The sequence below is a fragment of the Piscinibacter sp. PDB5-1 genome (assembly GCF_056676035.1).
Genome location: NZ_JBWVZL010000004.1, coordinates 162486 through 179090, shown reverse-complemented (window position 1 = coordinate 179090; position 16605 = coordinate 162486). Strand labels below are relative to the sequence as shown.

The 16605-nt window shown below is 64.8% G+C and carries 19 protein-coding genes; 15 read left to right on the top strand and 4 right to left on the bottom strand.

What is annotated here, in order from left to right:
• Window positions 1-33: 33 nt before the first annotated feature.
• Together AC1KAT_RS17065 and AC1KAT_RS17060 are read right to left on the bottom strand one after the other, a co-directional pair.
• Window positions 34-696: a response regulator transcription factor gene (locus AC1KAT_RS17065; RefSeq protein ID WP_480328133.1), complete on the bottom strand. Its 663-nt coding sequence runs from the start codon at window positions 694-696 to the stop codon at window positions 34-36.
• Complete coding sequence (locus AC1KAT_RS17060; protein ID WP_480328131.1) at window positions 693-2906, bottom strand: sensor histidine kinase; 2214 nt, start codon at window positions 2904-2906, stop codon at window positions 693-695. Before AC1KAT_RS17060 ends, AC1KAT_RS17065 begins: the two co-directional genes overlap by 4 nt.
• Before the next feature lie 262 nt (window positions 2907-3168).
• Here AC1KAT_RS17060 and AC1KAT_RS17055 point away from each other — a divergent pair, with 262 nt between their 5' ends.
• From AC1KAT_RS17055 to AC1KAT_RS17045, 3 genes are all read left to right on the top strand, one after another.
• Window positions 3169-5463, top strand: a complete 2295-nt coding sequence (locus AC1KAT_RS17055) for an NADP-dependent malic enzyme (protein ID WP_480328129.1) — start codon at window positions 3169-3171, stop codon at window positions 5461-5463.
• A gap of 240 nt (window positions 5464-5703) precedes the next feature.
• Window positions 5704-6126 carry a guanyl-specific ribonuclease gene (locus tag AC1KAT_RS17050; protein WP_480328521.1) on the top strand — a complete coding sequence of 141 codons (423 nt, stop codon included), beginning with the start codon at window positions 5704-5706 and terminating at the stop codon, window positions 6124-6126.
• 45 nt (window positions 6127-6171) lie between these two features.
• Window positions 6172-6567 (top strand): barstar family protein, encoded by a 396-nt coding sequence (locus AC1KAT_RS17045; RefSeq protein ID WP_480328127.1) that lies wholly within the window; start codon window positions 6172-6174, stop codon window positions 6565-6567.
• Here the strand turns inward: AC1KAT_RS17045 and AC1KAT_RS17040 are convergent.
• Entirely contained in the window at window positions 6542-6712 is a 171-nt protein-coding gene (locus tag AC1KAT_RS17040) for a hypothetical protein (protein ID WP_480328125.1), read from the bottom strand. The two genes, AC1KAT_RS17045 and AC1KAT_RS17040, sit on opposite strands and share 26 nt — an antisense overlap.
• A 112-nt stretch (window positions 6713-6824) precedes the next feature.
• Window positions 6825-7277: a PIN domain-containing protein gene (locus AC1KAT_RS17035; protein WP_480328123.1), complete on the bottom strand. Its 453-nt coding sequence runs from the start codon at window positions 7275-7277 to the stop codon at window positions 6825-6827.
• A gap of 265 nt (window positions 7278-7542) precedes the next feature.
• On the opposite strand from AC1KAT_RS17035, the gene rpsL reads away from it, so the two are divergent.
• The 12 genes from rpsL (at window position 7543) to rpsC (ending at window position 16604) form a co-directional block, all read left to right on the top strand.
• Complete coding sequence (rpsL, locus tag AC1KAT_RS17030) at window positions 7543-7920, top strand: 30S ribosomal protein S12 (protein WP_480328121.1); 378 nt, start codon at window positions 7543-7545, stop codon at window positions 7918-7920.
• A gap of 164 nt (window positions 7921-8084) precedes the next feature.
• Window positions 8085-8555 (top strand): 30S ribosomal protein S7, encoded by a 471-nt coding sequence (gene rpsG / locus AC1KAT_RS17025; protein ID WP_480319332.1) that lies wholly within the window; start codon window positions 8085-8087, stop codon window positions 8553-8555.
• 83 nt (window positions 8556-8638) lie between these two features.
• A complete protein-coding gene (gene fusA, locus AC1KAT_RS17020) occupies window positions 8639-10741 on the top strand; it encodes an elongation factor G (RefSeq protein ID WP_480328119.1) in 2103 nt (700 codons plus the stop codon).
• 120 nt (window positions 10742-10861) lie between these two features.
• On the top strand, window positions 10862-12052 hold the full coding sequence (gene tuf / locus AC1KAT_RS17015) for an elongation factor Tu (RefSeq protein WP_480328118.1): 1191 nt from the start codon (window positions 10862-10864) through the stop codon (window positions 12050-12052).
• A gap of 91 nt (window positions 12053-12143) precedes the next feature.
• Entirely contained in the window at window positions 12144-12455 is a 312-nt protein-coding gene (rpsJ, locus tag AC1KAT_RS17010) for a 30S ribosomal protein S10 (protein ID WP_019561663.1), read from the top strand.
• 184 nt (window positions 12456-12639) lie between these two features.
• Window positions 12640-13311 carry a 50S ribosomal protein L3 gene (rplC, locus tag AC1KAT_RS17005; RefSeq protein WP_480328116.1) on the top strand — a complete coding sequence of 224 codons (672 nt, stop codon included), beginning with the start codon at window positions 12640-12642 and terminating at the stop codon, window positions 13309-13311.
• Window positions 13311-13931: a 50S ribosomal protein L4 gene (gene rplD / locus AC1KAT_RS17000; protein ID WP_480328115.1), complete on the top strand. Its 621-nt coding sequence runs from the start codon at window positions 13311-13313 to the stop codon at window positions 13929-13931. The genes rplC and rplD overlap by 1 nt, the downstream gene beginning before the upstream one ends.
• On the top strand, window positions 13928-14245 hold the full coding sequence (rplW, locus tag AC1KAT_RS16995) for a 50S ribosomal protein L23 (RefSeq protein WP_480328114.1): 318 nt from the start codon (window positions 13928-13930) through the stop codon (window positions 14243-14245). Before rplD ends, rplW begins: the two co-directional genes overlap by 4 nt.
• On the top strand, window positions 14245-15072 hold the full coding sequence (gene rplB / locus AC1KAT_RS16990) for a 50S ribosomal protein L2 (RefSeq protein WP_480328112.1): 828 nt from the start codon (window positions 14245-14247) through the stop codon (window positions 15070-15072). Before rplW ends, rplB begins: the two co-directional genes overlap by 1 nt.
• Window positions 15073-15087: 15 nt before the next feature.
• Window positions 15088-15366, top strand: coding sequence for a 30S ribosomal protein S19 (rpsS, locus tag AC1KAT_RS16985; RefSeq protein WP_480328110.1), 279 nt, complete (start codon window positions 15088-15090; stop codon window positions 15364-15366).
• A gap of 11 nt (window positions 15367-15377) precedes the next feature.
• Entirely contained in the window at window positions 15378-15707 is a 330-nt protein-coding gene (gene rplV / locus AC1KAT_RS16980; protein WP_480328108.1) for a 50S ribosomal protein L22, read from the top strand.
• Window positions 15708-15719: 12 nt separating this feature from the next.
• Window positions 15720-16604 carry a 30S ribosomal protein S3 gene (gene rpsC, locus AC1KAT_RS16975; RefSeq protein ID WP_480328106.1) on the top strand — a complete coding sequence of 295 codons (885 nt, stop codon included), beginning with the start codon at window positions 15720-15722 and terminating at the stop codon, window positions 16602-16604.
• Window position 16605: the final 1 nt, after the last annotated feature.

The following is a 16605-nucleotide window of genomic DNA, read 5'->3' as shown; positions in this document are numbered from 1 at the left end:
GTTCAGGAGGAGCCGCGGATTATCGACGTGCGCTCACCACGGCACGTCGCGCAGCAAGTTCGCCAGTTCGACGGCCGACTTCACTTCCATTTTCTCGAACAGCCGGGCGCGGTGCACTTCGACCGTTCGCACGCTGATGTGCAGCTCGTCCGCGATGAGCTTGTTGGGGCGGCCTTCGATCACGCGGCGCATGACCTCTTGCTCGCGTTCGGTGAGTTCGGCCACGCGCTTGCGCAGGGCGGCCTGCTCACGCAGCAGCAGGATGGCCCCTGCGCTGCGGGCCAGGGCCTGCTCGATGCGATCGACCAGCGTGTTGTCGGAGAACGGCTTCTCGACGAAGTCGAACGCGCCGCGGCGCACGCACGACACGGCTGTGGGCACGTCGCCATGCCCGGTCAGAAAGATGACGGGCAGCACGCGCAGCAGGTCGCGTTCGATCAGGCGGTCGAACAACGCCAGGCCGCTGGTGCCGGGCATGCGCACATCGAGTAGCAGGCAGCTGGGGGCCACGGGCCAGGGGTTGCCGGTGTCGAGCCGTGCGCTGAGCATGGCGTCGAAGTCTTCGGCACTTCCAAAACCTTCAGACAGCAGCCGCCGCGTTCGCAGCAGCCAGGCAAGGGCATCGCGCACCACCGCTTCGTCATCCACCAGATAGACGAGCGGCAGGCCGAGCCCCGGGTAAGACATCGGGGTCATGGCGGGGTGGCCGTCGAGGCGGCCGGGTCGGGGTGAGTGAGCGGCCCGTCGTCGGGGACGGGCTCGTGGGAGACGCCGGCGTCTGGCGGCCGGTCGGTAGAAAACGGAGTGGCCGCAGGCGGCGGGGGCATTGGCGGGGTGGCGCTGGCGGCGGGTGCGTCCTGCGGGCCCCGCGGCGACCATTCGGCCGACAGCGTGAAGCGGAACTCGACCCCCTGCGGCGCGCCACCGTGCGGCGAGGGGATGTTCTCGAATTGCAACTCGCCGCCGTGCTGCTCGACCACCGTGCGGCACAGGCTCAGGCCGAGCCCCATGCCTTCGCGCCGCGTGGTGAAGAAGGGCGTGAACAGCCGCTGGGCCACGTCGGGCGGGATGCCCAGCCCGCGGTCGATCACGCTGAAGGTCACGCGGCGCGGGTGGTACTGCCGCACGCGGATCAGCAGTTCGCGTTGCCCCGCCGGGGTGTGCGTCTCCATCGCCTGGATGCCGTTGCGCGTGAGGTTGAGCAGCACCTGTTCGAGCATCGTGCGGTCGCACACCACGCGCGGGATGGGCCGGGGCACATCGACCTCGATGCGCGTACCACTCTTGCGCGCCTGCAGTCGCACCAGCGGCAGCACCGACTCGACGAGCTGATCGACTGGCACGACCTCGCTCGCATGCTCGCGACGGCGCACGAAGTCGTGCACGCTCTTGATGACACGGCCGGCACGCTCGGCCTGTTCTGCCACGCGTTGCATGGCCAGGCGCAGCAGGTCGCGGGTGTCGTTCTCGGCGCCCTTTTGCGGCTCGTCGATCAGGTTGAGTGAGCCGGTGGCGTAGCTGGCAATGGCCGAGAGCGGCTGGCTCAGCTCGTGGCTCAGCAGCGAGGCCATCTCGCCGACGGTGACGAGCCGTGCGGTGGCCTGCAGGCGCTCTTGCTGCTGGCGCGCGAGGTCTTCCATCTGGTGCTTGGCGCTCACGTCCATCGCGCCGCTCATCCAGCCGGTCTGGCGGCCGTTGCCATCGACCAGCGGGGCTTCGAAGAGCATCACCGAAATGCGCTCGCCGTTGCGGCGCTGAAAGCTCACCTCGATGCCGTCGCGCGCAGGTTCGACCTGCCCGGCGGCTCGGGCCTGCTGGCGCGCGTGGTAGCCGCGGGCCAGATCGGGCGGCCAGTAGGGCGGGTCGGTCTGGCCGATCAACTCGTCGGCGCTGAAGCCCACCATGCGGCAGAACGCGGGGTTCACGTAGGTGATGCGACCGTGCAGGTCCCACGCGTACATGCCGGTCATCAGCGAGTCTTCCATCGCCTTGCGAAAGGCGAGCGACTCGGCCAGCGCGGCCTCGGCGCGGGCGCGCTTGCGCACGTCGCGCACCAGCAGCATCACCACCGCCGTGAGCGCGAGCGACAGGCCCAGCACCAACGCCGTTGCCAGGTGCGGGATGAGCCGGGGCCGCCCGCTGCTGCTGTCGAGTCGCAGTTGCAGGGCGTTGCCGGGCAGGTCCACCACGCGTTCGGCATGGAAGACCCCGCCGCCGCGCACGCGCCCGCTACGCGCGAGCCGGGTGCCGTCGCTTTCGACCAGCGACAGCTCGTGTGTGCGCGCGACCTCGTCGCCCACCAGGTCCAGCAGACGCGGCAGCGCGTAGGTGGCGACCAGATAGCCCTCGACGCGGCCGGCGTCTTCGATCGGCAGGCACAGGTCGATCAGCTCCATGCCCTGGTCGGCTTCGAGCGGCAAGAAGTACGTGCGCGAGAAGGCGCCGCCGCCCTTGCCCTTGCCGGCGGCGCAGGCGAGCGCGGTCTCGGGGTCCGATGGTGTGCGTGGCGGGGTGTCGAGCCAGGGCGCCTGGAACGGGGAATTGACGGCCTCGACGATGTTCAGCCGCAGATCGCGGCGTTCGAGGCGCAGCAGCGCCGGCCGCGTGCGCAGCACGTCGTCGGCGTCGGCTCGCCAGCGCGGCATCGAGGGGTGGTTCCACTGCAGCGACTGCAAGACTTGCGCATCACGCTCCAGCGCGTGCTTGAGTTCGCTGGCGAGCGCGGTGGCGGTGGCCTCGACACGCTCTTGCGCTTCGCGGCTCTCGTAAGTGAAGGTCAGCCACAGCAGCAACGTCTGTGCGACCAGCAGCAGCCCCACCAGCGCCGCCCATGGCAGCACACGCCGCCAGCGCCGCGCAGGTCGCGTGCCGGTGGCGGCGTCGTGTGGCAATGGCGGGGCGGGCATGGCGAGGTTTGGGGCGGGGCAGCACGGACCCACCCGAATGTGACCGGGCGGTCCGTCAGTATTGCCGCCCTGGGCGCCTTGCCCATACGCGGTTTCGCGCATGCGCGCGCAAGTCGTGCCGTGCGCGCGCCGATCGCCCGCGAGGCGCTCCTACAATGAAATGTTCTGCCCGCGGCCGCCGTCGAGCGGCCGTCGTGCATTGCAGGCTGCTGCGGCTTCGTCCACAGTACCGCTCCTTTCGATCGATCACTCGCACACGACCATGGCCAACAACGAAGAGAAGCGCGCCGAGTTGCGCCGCGCGGCCCTCGAGTACCACGAGTTCCCGACGCCCGGCAAAGTGGCCATCTCGGCGACCAAGTCGCTCGTGAACCAGCGTGACCTCGCGCTCGCCTACTCGCCCGGCGTCGCCGCGGCCTGCGAAGAAATCGTCGCCGACCCTGCCAACGCCTTCCGCTACACCTCGCGCGGCAACCTCGTGGCCGTCATCACCAACGGCACCGCGGTGCTGGGCCTGGGCGACATCGGCCCGCTCGCCGCCAAGCCCGTGATGGAAGGCAAGGGCGTGCTCTTCAAGAAGTTCGCCGGCATCGACGTGTTCGACATCGAAGTCAACGAGCGCAACCTCGACAAGCTGGTCGACCTGATCGCCGCGCTGGAGCCCACCTTCGGCGGCATCAACCTCGAAGACATCAAGGCGCCCGATTGCTTCTATGTGGAACGCGCGCTGCGCAACCGCATGAAGATTCCCGTCTTCCACGACGACCAGCACGGCACGGCCATCGTCGTCGGCGCCGCCATCCTCAACGCGCTCAAGGTCACCGGCAAGGACATCGCCCAGGTCAAGCTCGTGACCTCGGGTGCGGGTGCCGCGGCGCTTGCCTGCCTGGGCTTGCTCGTGAAGCTCGGCGTGCCGCGCGAGAACATCTGGGTCACCGACCTTGCCGGCGTCGTCTACGAAGGCCGCACCGAGTTGATGGACGAAGACAAGATCGTCTTCGCGCAGAAGACCGCGCAGCGCAGCCTGAGCGAAGTGATCGAAGGCGCGGACATCTTCTTGGGCCTGTCGGCCGGCGGCGTGCTGAAGAAAGAGATGGTTGCCAAGATGGCGGCGCAGCCCATCGTGCTGGCCTTGGCCAACCCGACGCCCGAGATCCTGCCGGAAGAGGTCAAGGATGTGCGGCCCGACGCGATCATCGCGACCGGCCGCACCGACTACCCGAACCAGGTCAACAACGTCCTGTGCTTCCCGTACATCTTCCGCGGTGCGCTCGATTGCGGCGCGACGACGATCACCGTCGAGATGGAAATCGCCGCCGTGCACGCCATCGCCGAACTGGCGCAGGCCGAGCAGAGCGAGGTGGTCGCCGCGGCCTACCTCGGCGCGACCTTGAGCTTCGGTCCCGAGTACCTGATCCCCAAGCCGTTTGACCCGCGGCTGATGATGAAGATCGCACCGGCGGTGGCGCGCGCGGCGGCGGAATCCGGCGTGGCCTCGCGTCCCATCAAGGACATGGAGGCCTACCGGCAAAAGCTGGAGAGCTTCGTCTACGCCTCGGGCACGACGATGAAGCCCATCTTCGCGCTGGCCAAGAACGCGCAGCGCAAGCGCGTGGCCTACGCCGAGGGCGAAGAAGAACGCATCCTGCGCGCGGTGCAGGTGGTGGTGGACGAGAACCTCGCACGCCCGGTGCTGATCGGCCGCCCGGCCGTCATCGCGCAACGCTGCGACAAGTTCGGCCTGCGCCTGCAAGCCGGGCGCGACTACGACGTCGTCAACGTCGAACAGGACGACCGCTACCGCGACTACTGGCAGACCTACCACCGCATGACTGCGCGCAAGGGCATCACCGCGCAGCACGCGAAGATCGAAATGCGACGCCGGTTGACGCTGATCGGCTCGATGCTGCTGCACAAGGGCGAAGTCGATGGCCTGCTGTGCGGCACCTGGGGCAACACCGCACTGCACCTGCAGTACATCGACCAGGTCATCGGCCTGCGCGAAGGCGCGAAGACCTACGCGGCGATGAACGGGCTCATCCTCCCGGGCCGCCAGGTCATGCTGGTGGACACGCACGTCAACTACGACCCGTCCGCGGCGCAGCTGGCCGAGATCACCATGATGGCCGCCGAGCAGATGAAGCGCTTCGGCCTGCGCCCCAAGGTCGCGCTGCTGTCCCACAGCAACTTCGGTTCGACCAACCACCCCTCGGCCGTCAAGATGCGCGACACGCTCGCGCTGCTGCGCGAACAGGCCCCGTGGCTCGAAGTCGATGGCGAGATGCACGGCGACGCCGCGCTCGACGGCACCTATCGCCAGCAGCTCATGCCCTACAGCACGCTGACCGGCGAAGCCAACCTGCTCGTCATGCCCAACATTGACGCCGCCAACATCAGCTACAACCTGCTGAAGACGGCCGCCGGCGGCGGCATCGCCATTGGCCCGGTGTTGCTCGGCGCCGCCAAGCCAGTGCACGTGCTGACCCCGTCGGCCACGGTGCGCCGCATCGTCAACATGACCGCGCTGACCGTCGCCGACGCCAACGCGTCGCGTTGAACCTTCTGGCTGCCGCCAGCGGGTCGAAATGACCCCCGGCGGCTTGTGCGAACTGCGTCACGCGGGCGTCACATTCTTTTTTGCACTCCTGCACGGCTTCTTCAGGCAGGGAGTATCGAGAAAAAATCGGCTGTGAGCGCCCACTAATACCCTCAAGCTGCTGCCCCAAATTGAGGCAGCAGCTTGAGCTTTCGCGGCCAATTCGGTAGCATCCCGGCTTTCTGGTTTCAGGGATTTCCCGTGTCTTGCTCTGGTCAGCCGCCAGCGTGGCAACCCTTCAAGAAGTTGGGGCTCGCTATTGTTCTGGCAGGGGCGACCGTCCTGGGGTCCCCGCTTCAGGCCAAAGAGTCAGCGCGCGATGCGTCGCCGGTTCTGGTGGGGGTGGCCCTTGAAAGCCTCCCAAAAGAAGCCCAGATCACGGAACGTTTGATCCGCTCCGGCGGTCCTTTCCCGTATTCCAAGGACGGCACGGTGTTCGGCAATCGCGAACGCCTTCTCCCCCAAGCGCGCCGCGGCTACTACCGTGAATACACGGTTCGGTCGCCCGGGGTGCGTCACCGCGGACCGCGTCGCCTGGTGTGTGGCGGCGAGCAGGTCACCGTGCCCGATGTTTGTTATTACACCGAAGACCATTACACGAGCTTTCGTCGCATCGTGAAGTGATTCGGCCCCGAGATTCGTTGTTTTGAACCGAGGAGGAACGCGACCATGCTTTTGCAGTCAGTCCGTCCAAACATTGTCCAGTCGATACGCGCCTACCGCGTTGAGGACTTGCAAGAGGCCGCCCAAAACGTCGGCCAGCATTTTCTCTACGCCAACCTGACCCAGGCCCAGTCCAAGCAGGACGTGATGGAGCTCATCGCCGAGTCCTTCCTGTTCCCGGCCCACTTCGGCAAGAACCTCGATGCGCTCTATGACTGCATGACGGACCTCGTCCACAAGTCGGGTCAGCAGCCAGGCTTCGTGGTGGTGCTGGAGCAGTTGCCCGACAACCCGCGTTTCGACCGCGAAGCGCGCGAGCAACTGCTCGATGTCTTCCGCGACGCGGCAGACTTTTGGGCTGAAAGGAAAATCCCCTTCAGGTGCTTCTATTCTTTTCAGTAGCCCGTTCCCAAGAACTCGGGTCATGGGAACGGGCGACGGAAACGGCCCAGATCAGCACCGACAAGCCGGCCAAGCCGGCGTCGAAAACCGCCAGCAACGCCAACTTCGGGATGAACATGCCGATGATGAGCAGCGCCTTCGACACCTCGATGTGGCTGAACGCTGCCTGATCGGGTGAGTCTGCGGCCGAGTGCCGCGGCGAATCGATCGCGCATGAGCAGGCCCGCCCTTGTGGCGGGCTTTGCTTTTTCAGGTGATCAGGTGCCGATGGATTCGGCAAAGCTGCTGGCCCAGCGTTCGGGCGTCAGCACCTGCAGGCCGAGGGGTGCGGCGCGGCGGGCCAGTTTCAACACGGCCCGGTCACGCGTTATCAGCCATCGCGCGCCGCCGAGGGCGAGATCGACGAACTTCTGGTCGTCCGGATCGCTGCACCGCAGGCGGGTTGCGGGTCCTGTGAGTGAGGGCTCATCCACGGTGCACGCCAGGCATTTCCAACGTTTCCAGAGCTCAGCTTCGTCAGGCGCCCAGGCAGCCACCACGCCGCGGCCGATGACGTGTGCCAACTCGGCGCGCATCGCCTCGGTGGCAATCCAGTGAACGCTGCGAGCCTCGACGGCCGCGGCGAGCGCCTCGCAGGCGGGGTTGCGAAAGACAAACCAGTCCAGCACCACGTTGGTGTCTAGCACGAGGCGCGGCAACGAAGGTTCCATGGCTTCTTGCGGGCAAGAGGGGCGCTGAATATAATCGCCGGCTTTTCGGCAGATTTTGCTGCGCTCTTTGTCGGGCGGCTCCCCGCAAATCACTTGCGGCTTCGGGCTTGTCTCCCTCTCGGAGTGCTCGGCTTTTTCTCTCGAAATTCTCTGGCAACGGCCCTGGCAAGGGCTGCGGCGAGGGGCGAAAACCTGCGGTGCGATGCCTTCGATGGTCGAAGGTGCCGGGCCGCGCAGTGTGACTTCAAACGGGAACAAGTTACCTATGCCAACCATCAACCAACTCGTGCGCCACGGTCGTGAGACCGAGGTCACGAAGTCCAAGTCCCCGGCGCTTCAGGGTGGACCCCAGCGCCGTGGCGTGTGCACCCGCGTGTACACCACCACGCCGAAGAAGCCGAACTCCGCGCTGCGGAAGGTCGCCAAGGTTCGCCTGACGAACGGCTTCGAGGTCATCTCGTACATCGGCGGTGAAGGCCACAACCTGCAAGAGCACAGCGTGGTGCTCGTGCGCGGCGGCCGGGTGAAGGACCTTCCGGGCGTCCGTTACCACATCGTGCGCGGCTCGCTCGACCTGCAAGGCGTGAAAGACCGCAAGCAGTCGCGTTCGAAGTACGGCGCGAAGCGTCCGAAGAAGGCCTAAAGCCTGAGTCGGCAAAGCCCGACTCGAAAAGTTGTCATGGCTCGGTGCTACACCTGAGTCCGGCGTATTGCGGCAAGCCCCGTGCTGCCGAGTAAGTGGGCTTCAAAGCGTGAAGTCCGCGGTCAGGCTGGAAAGCCGGGCCAACTGAAGCAAAAGGAAGAGAAATGCCTCGTCGTCGCGAAGTTCCCAAGCGGGACATCCTCCCCGATCCGAAGTTCAACTCGGTCGATCTGTCCAAGTTCATGAACGTGATCATGGAGTCCGGCAAGAAGGCCGTGGCCGAACGCATCATCTACGGTGCGCTCGAACAGGTCGAAAAGAAGTCGGGCAAGGATCCGCTCGAAATCTTCACGGTCGCCTTGAACAACATCAAGCCGATGGTCGAAGTGAAGTCACGCCGCGTTGGCGGTGCGAACTACCAAGTTCCCGTGGAAGTTCGCCCCGTGCGCCGCGTGGCCCTGGCCATGCGCTGGTTGAAAGAGTCGGCCCGCAAGCGCGGTGAGAAGTCGATGGCCCAGCGTCTCGCGAACGAGTTGCTCGAAGCGGTCGAAGGCCGTGGCGGCGCGATGAAGAAGCGCGACGAAGTGCACCGCATGGCTGAAGCCAACAAGGCGTTCTCCCACTTCCGCTTCTAAGCCCTACGCTTCGTTTTTAGCCCCCGACGCGGCCCCACGGTCTGAACGACCGTCGGGCGCGTTTCAGTTTCTGGAGTGCCACCATGGCCCGCAAGACCCCCATCGAGCGCTATCGCAACATCGGCATCTCGGCCCACATCGACGCCGGCAAGACCACGACGACCGAGCGCATCCTGTTCTATACCGGTGTGAACCACAAGATCGGCGAAGTGCACGATGGCGCGGCCACGATGGACTGGATGGAGCAAGAGCAAGAGCGCGGCATCACCATCACGTCGGCGGCGACGACCTGCTTCTGGAAGGGCATGGACCTGTCGCTGCCCGAGCACCGCATCAACATCATCGACACCCCGGGGCACGTGGACTTCACCATTGAAGTCGAACGCTCGATGCGTGTGCTCGACGGTGCCTGCATGGTGTATTGCGCCGTGGGTGGCGTGCAGCCCCAATCCGAAACCGTTTGGCGCCAGGCCAACAAGTACAAGGTGCCTCGCCTCGCGTTCGTCAACAAGATGGACCGCACCGGCGCGAACTTCTTCAAGGTCTACGACCAGATGAAGCTGCGCCTGAAGGCCAACCCGGTGCCCATCGTCATCCCCATCGGTGCTGAAGAAAACTTCACCGGCGTGATCGACCTGCTCAAGATGAAAGCCATCATCTGGGACGAGGCCTCGCAGGGCATGAAGTTCGAATACAAGGACATCCCCGCCGATCTGCAGGCCGACGCCCAGAAGTGGCGCGAGAACATGATCGAGGCGGCGGCCGAGTCGAGCGAGGACTTGATGAACAAGTACCTCGAGTCGGGCGACCTGTCCGAAGAAGAAATCAAGGGCGGCATCCGTGCCCGCACCCTGGCTGCCGAAATCCAGCCAATGTTCTGCGGCACCGCCTTCAAGAACAAGGGCGTGCAGCGCATGCTCGACGGCGTGATCGACTTCATGCCCTCGCCGGTGGACATCCCCCCGGTGCCGGGCACGGACGACAACGACAAGGAAGTCACGCGCCGCGCCGCCGACGACGAGAAGTTCGCCGCGCTGGCCTTCAAGCTGATGACCGACCCGTTTGTCGGCCAACTGACCTTCGTGCGCGTGTACTCGGGCGTGCTCAACTCGGGCTCGACCGTCTACAACCCGATCAAGGGCAAGAAAGAGCGCATCGGCCGCATCCTGCAGATGCACGCCAACCAGCGCGAAGAAATCAAAGAGATTCTGGCCGGCGACATCGCCGCCTGCGTGGGCCTGAAGGAAGTGACCACGGGCGAAACCCTGTGCGACCCGGAAGCTGTGATCACGCTCGAAAAGATGGTCTTCCCCGAGCCCGTGATCTCGCAGGCCGTCGAACCCAAGACCAAGGCCGACCAGGAAAAGATGGGCATCGCGCTGGGCCGCCTGGCTGCCGAAGACCCCTCGTTCCGTGTGCGCACCGACGAAGAATCGGGTCAGACCATCATCTCGGGCATGGGCGAGTTGCACCTCGAAATCATCGTGGACCGCATGAAGCGCGAGTTCGGTGTCGAGGCCAACGTCGGCAAGCCGCAAGTGGCCTACCGCGAAACCATCCGCAAGTCGGTGAGCGACGTCGAAGGCAAGTTCGTGCGCCAGTCGGGCGGCAAGGGCCAGTACGGCCACGTCGTGCTGACCGTCGAGCCGCAAGAGCCGGGCAAGGGCTTCGAGTTCGTCGACGCCATCAAGGGTGGTGTCGTGCCGCGTGAATTCATCCCCGCCGTCAAGAAGGGCGTCGAAGACACGCTGCCGAACGGCGTGCTGGCCGGCTTCCCGGTCGTGGACGTGAAGGTCACGCTGACCTTCGGTTCGTACCACGAAGTGGACTCGAACGAAAACGCGTTCAAGATGGCCGCCTCGATGGGTTTCAAGGACGGCATGCGCAAGGCCAGCCCCGTCATCCTCGAGCCGATGATGGCCGTGGAAGTCGAGACGCCGGAAGACTATGCCGGCAACGTGATGGGCGACCTGTCGTCCCGTCGCGGCATGGTGCAGGGCATGGACGACATGGTGGGCGGCGGCAAGATCATCAAGGCCGAAGTCCCGCTGAGCGAAATGTTCGGCTACTCGACCACGCTGCGCTCGATGTCGCAAGGCCGCGCCACGTACACGATGGAGTTCAAGCACTACAGCGAAGCTCCGAAGAACGTGGCCGACGCGATCATCACCTCGCGCGCCAAGTAAACAACTTCATACCGAAGCCGGTCTTCGGCGGGGCGCCGTTCGCTGTCAGTGGCGAACGGACCATGACCCCGCCGGAGACCTTAAACCAAGCACTGACGTGCTCTTTACTGGAGAACTGAAATGGCAAAAGGCAAATTTGAACGGACCAAGCCGCACGTGAACGTGGGGACGATTGGTCACGTGGACCACGGCAAGACGACGCTGACGGCGGCGATCACGACGGTGCTGGCGACGAAGTTCGGCGGCGAGGCCAAGGCCTACGACCAGATCGACGCAGCGCCCGAAGAAAAGGCCCGCGGCATCACGATCAACACCGCGCACGTCGAATACGAGACGGCCAACCGCCACTACGCCCACGTGGACTGCCCTGGCCACGCCGACTACGTCAAGAACATGATCACCGGTGCCGCCCAGATGGACGGCGCCATCCTGGTGTGCTCGGCCGCCGACGGCCCGATGCCCCAGACCCGTGAGCACATCCTGCTGGCCCGCCAGGTCGGCGTGCCCTACATCATCGTCTTCCTGAACAAGTGCGACATGGTGGACGACGCCGAGCTGCTCGAGCTCGTCGAAATGGAAGTGCGTGAGCTCCTCAGCAAGTACGACTTCCCCGGCGACGACACCCCCATCGTCAAGGGCTCGGCCAAGCTCGCCATGGAAGGCGACAAGGGCGAACTCGGCGAAGGCGCGATCCTCAAGCTCGCCGAAGCCCTGGACAGCTACATCCCCACGCCCGAGCGCGCGGTGGACGGCGCCTTCCTGATGCCCGTCGAAGACGTGTTCTCCATCTCGGGCCGCGGCACCGTCGTGACCGGCCGGATCGAGCGCGGCATCGTCAAGGTCGGCGAAGAAATCGAAATCGTCGGCATCCGTGCCACGCAAAAGACCACCTGCACCGGCGTCGAAATGTTCCGCAAGCTGCTCGACCAAGGTCAAGCAGGCGACAACGTCGGCATCCTGCTGCGCGGCACCAAGCGTGAAGACGTCGAGCGCGGCCAAGTGCTGTGCAAGCCCGGCTCCATCAAGCCCCACACCCACTTCACGGCTGAGGTGTACGTGCTGAGCAAGGAAGAAGGCGGCCGCCACACCCCGTTCTTCAACAACTACCGCCCCCAGTTCTACTTCCGCACGACGGACGTGACCGGTGCGGTCGAGCTGCCGAAGGACAAGGAAATGGTCATGCCCGGCGACAACGTCAGCATCACCGTCAAGCTGATCGCCCCGATCGCCATGGAAGAGGGCCTGCGCTTCGCCATCCGTGAGGGCGGTCGCACCGTCGGCGCCGGCGTCGTCGCCAAGATCCTCGAGTAATTTGCGTGATGGACACCGGGGGCCTCGCGGCGCCCGGTATTCACCTCGTGGCCGGTGCTGCACCGGCTGCATCGCTCTTTAAGGACTCATCATGCAAAAGCAAAAGATTCGCATCCGCCTGAAGGCATTCGATTACAAGCTGATCGACCAGTCGGCCCTCGAAATCGTGGACACCGCCAAGCGCACCGGCGCGATCGTCAAGGGCCCCGTGCCCCTGCCGACCCGCATGCAGCGCTTCGACATCCTGCGTTCGCCGCACGTCAACAAGACCTCGCGCGACCAGTTCGAGATCCGCACGCACCAGCGCCTGATGGACATCGTCGACCCGACCGACAAGACGGTTGACGCGCTGATGAAGCTGGACCTGCCGGCTGGCGTGGACGTCGAGATCAAGCTGCAATAAGCGCAGTCAGCGGTGATGGCCGCTTGCCCCGCGAGGGGCGGGTGCTATACTCGCCGGCTTTTCCGCTGACGAATTCGTTCGTCAGCGGCGCGGCTTCTTCCGGGAAGCCGCAAACCAAGTCAGCCCAACCAATCGATGTTGGGCGTTCGAAACAAAGGCTCTGCTTGCAGGGCTGGAGAAAATCATGAGTCTGAGCAACCGTCTCGGTTTGCTGGGCCGCAAGGTGGGCATGATGCGCATCTTCACGGACGATGGCGATGCCATCCCCGTGACGGTGCTCGATGTGTCCAACAACCGCGTCGCCCAGGTCAAAACCGCTGCGACCGATGGCTACAGCGCCGTTCAAGTGGCGTTCGGCACCCGCAAAGCATCGCGTGTGAGCAAGCCTGAAGCTGGTCACCTCGCGAAAGCGGGCGTCGAGGCCGGCGAAATCCTCAAGGAATTCCGTGTTGCCGAAGATGTCGCCGCTGGCTTCCAGCCCGGCGCGCAAATTCCGGTGACCACCTTTGCTGTGGGCCAGTTGGTGGACGTGCAGGGCACGTCGATCGGCAAGGGCTTCACTGGCACCATCAAGCGCCACAACTTCGGCTCGCAGCGCGCGTCGCACGGCAACAGCCGTTCGCACAACGTGCCGGGCTCGATCTCGATGGCGCAAGACCCGGGCCGCGTGTTCCCGGGCAAGAAGATGTCGGGTCACCTCGGTGACGTGACCAAGACCGTGCAAAACCTCGACATCGTCCGCGTGGACGAAGCCCGCCAGCTGCTGCTGGTTCGCGGCGCGGTTCCGGGTGCCAAGAACGGCCACGTGGTCGTGCGCCCGGCCGTCAAGGTCAAGGTCAAGAAGGGGGCCAACTGATGCAGCTCGAGCTCCTGAATGAACAAGGCCAGGCCTCGTCGAAGGTCGATGCGCCCGACACCGTGTTCGGCCGCGACTACAACGAAGCGCTGGTTCACCAGATCGTCGTCGCCTTCCAGGCCAACGCGCGCCAGGGCACCCGTGCCCAGCTCGACCGCGCCGAGGTGAAGCACACGACCAAGAAGCCCTGGCGTCAAAAGGGCACGGGCCGCGCCCGTGCCGGTATGTCGTCGTCGCCGCTGTGGCGTGGGGGTGGTCGGATCTTCCCGAACAGCCCGGACGAAAACTTCACGCAGAAGATCAACAAGAAGATGTACCGCGCCGGCATGGCGTCGATCTTCTCGCAGCTGGCCCGCGAAGGCCGACTGGCTGTCGTTGATTCGCTGACCGTCGATGCCCCGAAGACCAAGCTGCTGGCCCAGAAGTTCAAGGGCATGGGGCTGGACTCGGTGCTGGTCATCACCGACCAGATCGACGACAACCTGGCGCTGGCCTCGCGCAACCTGCCCAATGTGCTGGTGGTCGAGTCCCGCTACGCCGACCCGCTCTCGCTCGTGCACTACAAAAAGGTGCTCGTCACGAAGGGCGCGATCGAGCAACTGAAGGAGATGCTGGCATGAGCACGGCACCCAAGTTCGATGAAGGTCGCCTGGCCCAGGTGCTGGTCGCTCCGATCGTTTCCGAAAAGGCCACCGCTGCTGCCGAAAAGAACAACCAGGTGTTGTTCAAGGTGCTGCGCGACGCGACCAAGCCCGAGATCAAGGCGGCAGTTGAATTGCTGTTCAAGGTCGAGGTGAAGTCGGTGCAGACCACCGTGCAAAAGGGCAAGGTCAAGCGCTTTGGCCGCTCGATTGGCCGTCGCGACCACGTCAAGAAGGCGTATGTGTCGCTGAAGGAAGGCCAAGAGCTCAACTTCTCCGGGGAGGCTGCGTAATGGCCATCGTCAAAGTCAAACCGACCTCGCCTGGCCGCCGTGCCGTGGTGAAGGTGGTGCATGCGCACCTCCACAAGGGCAAGCCCGAGGCGTCGCTGGTGGAACCTCAGTTCCAGAAGTCCGGCCGCAACAACAACGGGCACATCACGATTCGCCACAAGGGCGGTGGTCACAAGCACCACTACCGCGTGGTCGACTTCAAGCGCAACGACAAGGACGGCATTCCCGCGAAGGTCGAGCGCATCGAGTACGACCCGAACCGCACGGCGCACATCGCGCTGCTGTGCTACGCCGATGGTGAGCGCCGCTACATCATCGCCCCGCGCGGTCTGGATGTCGGCGCCACGGTCGTGAGCGGTTCTGAGGCCCCGATCAAGGCCGGCAACACGCTTCCGATCCGCAACATCCCCGTCGGTTCGATCATCCACTGCATTGAGCTGCTGCCGGGCAAGGGCGCTCAGATCGCCCGTTCGGCGGGCACCTCGGTGACCCTGCTGGCTCGCGAAGGCACCTACGCGCAGCTGCGTCTGCGTTCGGGTGAAGTGCGCCGCATCCACATCGACTGCCGTGCCACGATCGGCGAGGTGTCGAACGAAGAGCACAGCCTGCGCCAATACGGCAAGGCCGGCGCGATCCGCTGGAAGGGCATCCGCCCGACCGTTCGTGGCGTTGCCATGAACCCGGTGGATCACCCGCACGGTGGTGGTGAAGGTCGCACGGGTGAGGGTCAGGTCCCGGTGTCGCCGTGGAACACGCTCACCAAGGGCTACCGCACCCGCAACAACAAGCGCACGCAGACGTTCATCGTCTCGCGTCGCAAGAAGTAAGGAAGGGGTACAGCCATGACCCGTTCGCTCAAAAAAGGTCCGTTCGTCGACCACCACCTGATGGCCAAGGTCGAAAAGGCCGTTGCCACCAAGGACAAGAAGCCGATCAAGACTTGGTCGCGCCGTTCGACGATCCTGCCGGACTTCATCGGCGTGACGATTGCCGTGCACAACGGCAAGCAGCACGTGCCTGTGTACGTCACCGACCAGATGGTCGGCCACAAGCTCGGTGAATTTGCGCTGACGCGCACGTTCAAGGGGCATCCGGCCGACAAGAAGGCCAACAAGAAGTAAGGATGACGACGATGGAAACCCGAGCAATCGTTCGCGGCGTCCGCCTCTCGGCCGACAAGGGTCGGCTGGTGGCCGACATGGTCCGCGGCAAGAAGGTGGACCAGGCGCTCAACATCCTGGCCTTCACTCCCAAAAAGGCAGCCGGCATCATCAAGAAGGCGCTCGAATCCGCCATCGCGAATGCCGAGCACAACGACGGTGCAGACATCGACGAACTGATGGTCAAGACCATCTTCGTTGAGCAAGGTGCCACGCTGAAGCGTTTCTCTGCTCGCGCCAAGGGCCGCGGCAACCGCATCAGCAAGCCGACCGCGCACATCTACATCACCGTCGGCAACTGAGGCAGGAAGAACATGGGACAAAAGATTCATCCGACTGGCTTCCGCCTGCCTGTCACCCGCAATTGGGCTTCGCGCTGGTACGCGTCGAACCAGAACTTCGCCACGATGCTGGCCGAAGACCTGAAGGTTCGCGACTACCTCAAGACGCGCCTGAAGAACGCCGCGGTCTCACGCATCCTGATCGAGCGTCCGGCCAAGAACGCCCGCATCACCATTTACTCGGCGCGCCCGGGTGTGGTGATCGGCAAGAAGGGCGAGGACATCGAAAACCTGAAGGCCGAACTGACCAAGCGTCTGGGCGTGCCGGTGGCAGTCAACATCGAAGAAGTGCGCAAGCCTGAAATCGATGCGCAGCTGATCGCCGACAGCATCACCCAGCAGCTTGAGAAGCGCATCATGTTCCGCCGCGCCATGAAGCGTGCCATGCAGAACGCGATGCGCCTCGGCGCCCAAGGCATCAAGCTGATGTCGTCGGGTCGTCTTAACGGCATCGAAATCGCGCGTTGCGAGTGGTACCGCGAAGGTCGCGTGCCGCTTCACACGCTGAAGGCCGACATCGACTACGGCTTCTCGGAAGCGCACACCACCTACGGCGTGATCGGTGTGAAGTGCTGGGTTTACCGCGGTGACCGCCTCGCCAATGGCGAACTGGCGCCGCAAGCCAAGCAAGAGATGCCCGAAGACGACCGCCGTCCGCGTCGCAACGCCCGTCCGGGCGCACCCGCCGGCCGTGGCCGTCCGGGTGGTGACCGTGGTCCCCGTCAAGGTGGTGCGCCGGCCGATGGCAGCGACAAGCCTGCCGTGGGTGCCGATGCCGCGAAGACCCCCGCCGTCAAGCGCGTGCGCAAGGCCCCAGGGGCTGACGCACCGGCAGGCGGCGAGGGCAAAGGAGAATAAA

What these genes read in the sequence shown, in the direction of transcription:
- AC1KAT_RS17065 (WP_480328133.1), bottom strand. Translation starts at nt 696, where the DNA reads ATGACCCCGATGTCTTACCCGGGGCTCGGCCTGCCGCTCGTCTATCTG.
- AC1KAT_RS17060 (WP_480328131.1), bottom strand. Translation starts at nt 2,906, where the DNA reads ATGCCCGCCCCGCCATTGCCACACGACGCCGCCACCGGCACGCGACCT.
- AC1KAT_RS17055 (WP_480328129.1), top strand. Translation starts at nt 3,169, where the DNA reads ATGGCCAACAACGAAGAGAAGCGCGCCGAGTTGCGCCGCGCGGCCCTC.
- AC1KAT_RS17045 (WP_480328127.1), top strand. Translation starts at nt 6,172, where the DNA reads ATGCTTTTGCAGTCAGTCCGTCCAAACATTGTCCAGTCGATACGCGCC.
- AC1KAT_RS17035 (WP_480328123.1), bottom strand. Translation starts at nt 7,277, where the DNA reads ATGGAACCTTCGTTGCCGCGCCTCGTGCTAGACACCAACGTGGTGCTG.
- rpsL (WP_480328121.1), top strand. Translation starts at nt 7,543, where the DNA reads ATGCCAACCATCAACCAACTCGTGCGCCACGGTCGTGAGACCGAGGTC.
- rpsG (WP_480319332.1), top strand. Translation starts at nt 8,085, where the DNA reads ATGCCTCGTCGTCGCGAAGTTCCCAAGCGGGACATCCTCCCCGATCCG.
- fusA (WP_480328119.1), top strand. Translation starts at nt 8,639, where the DNA reads ATGGCCCGCAAGACCCCCATCGAGCGCTATCGCAACATCGGCATCTCG.
- tuf (WP_480328118.1), top strand. Translation starts at nt 10,862, where the DNA reads ATGGCAAAAGGCAAATTTGAACGGACCAAGCCGCACGTGAACGTGGGG.
- rpsJ (WP_019561663.1), top strand. Translation starts at nt 12,144, where the DNA reads ATGCAAAAGCAAAAGATTCGCATCCGCCTGAAGGCATTCGATTACAAG.
- rplC (WP_480328116.1), top strand. Translation starts at nt 12,640, where the DNA reads ATGAGTCTGAGCAACCGTCTCGGTTTGCTGGGCCGCAAGGTGGGCATG.
- rplD (WP_480328115.1), top strand. Translation starts at nt 13,311, where the DNA reads ATGCAGCTCGAGCTCCTGAATGAACAAGGCCAGGCCTCGTCGAAGGTC.
- rplW (WP_480328114.1), top strand. Translation starts at nt 13,928, where the DNA reads ATGAGCACGGCACCCAAGTTCGATGAAGGTCGCCTGGCCCAGGTGCTG.
- rplB (WP_480328112.1), top strand. Translation starts at nt 14,245, where the DNA reads ATGGCCATCGTCAAAGTCAAACCGACCTCGCCTGGCCGCCGTGCCGTG.
- rpsS (WP_480328110.1), top strand. Translation starts at nt 15,088, where the DNA reads ATGACCCGTTCGCTCAAAAAAGGTCCGTTCGTCGACCACCACCTGATG.
- rplV (WP_480328108.1), top strand. Translation starts at nt 15,378, where the DNA reads ATGGAAACCCGAGCAATCGTTCGCGGCGTCCGCCTCTCGGCCGACAAG.
- rpsC (WP_480328106.1), top strand. Translation starts at nt 15,720, where the DNA reads ATGGGACAAAAGATTCATCCGACTGGCTTCCGCCTGCCTGTCACCCGC.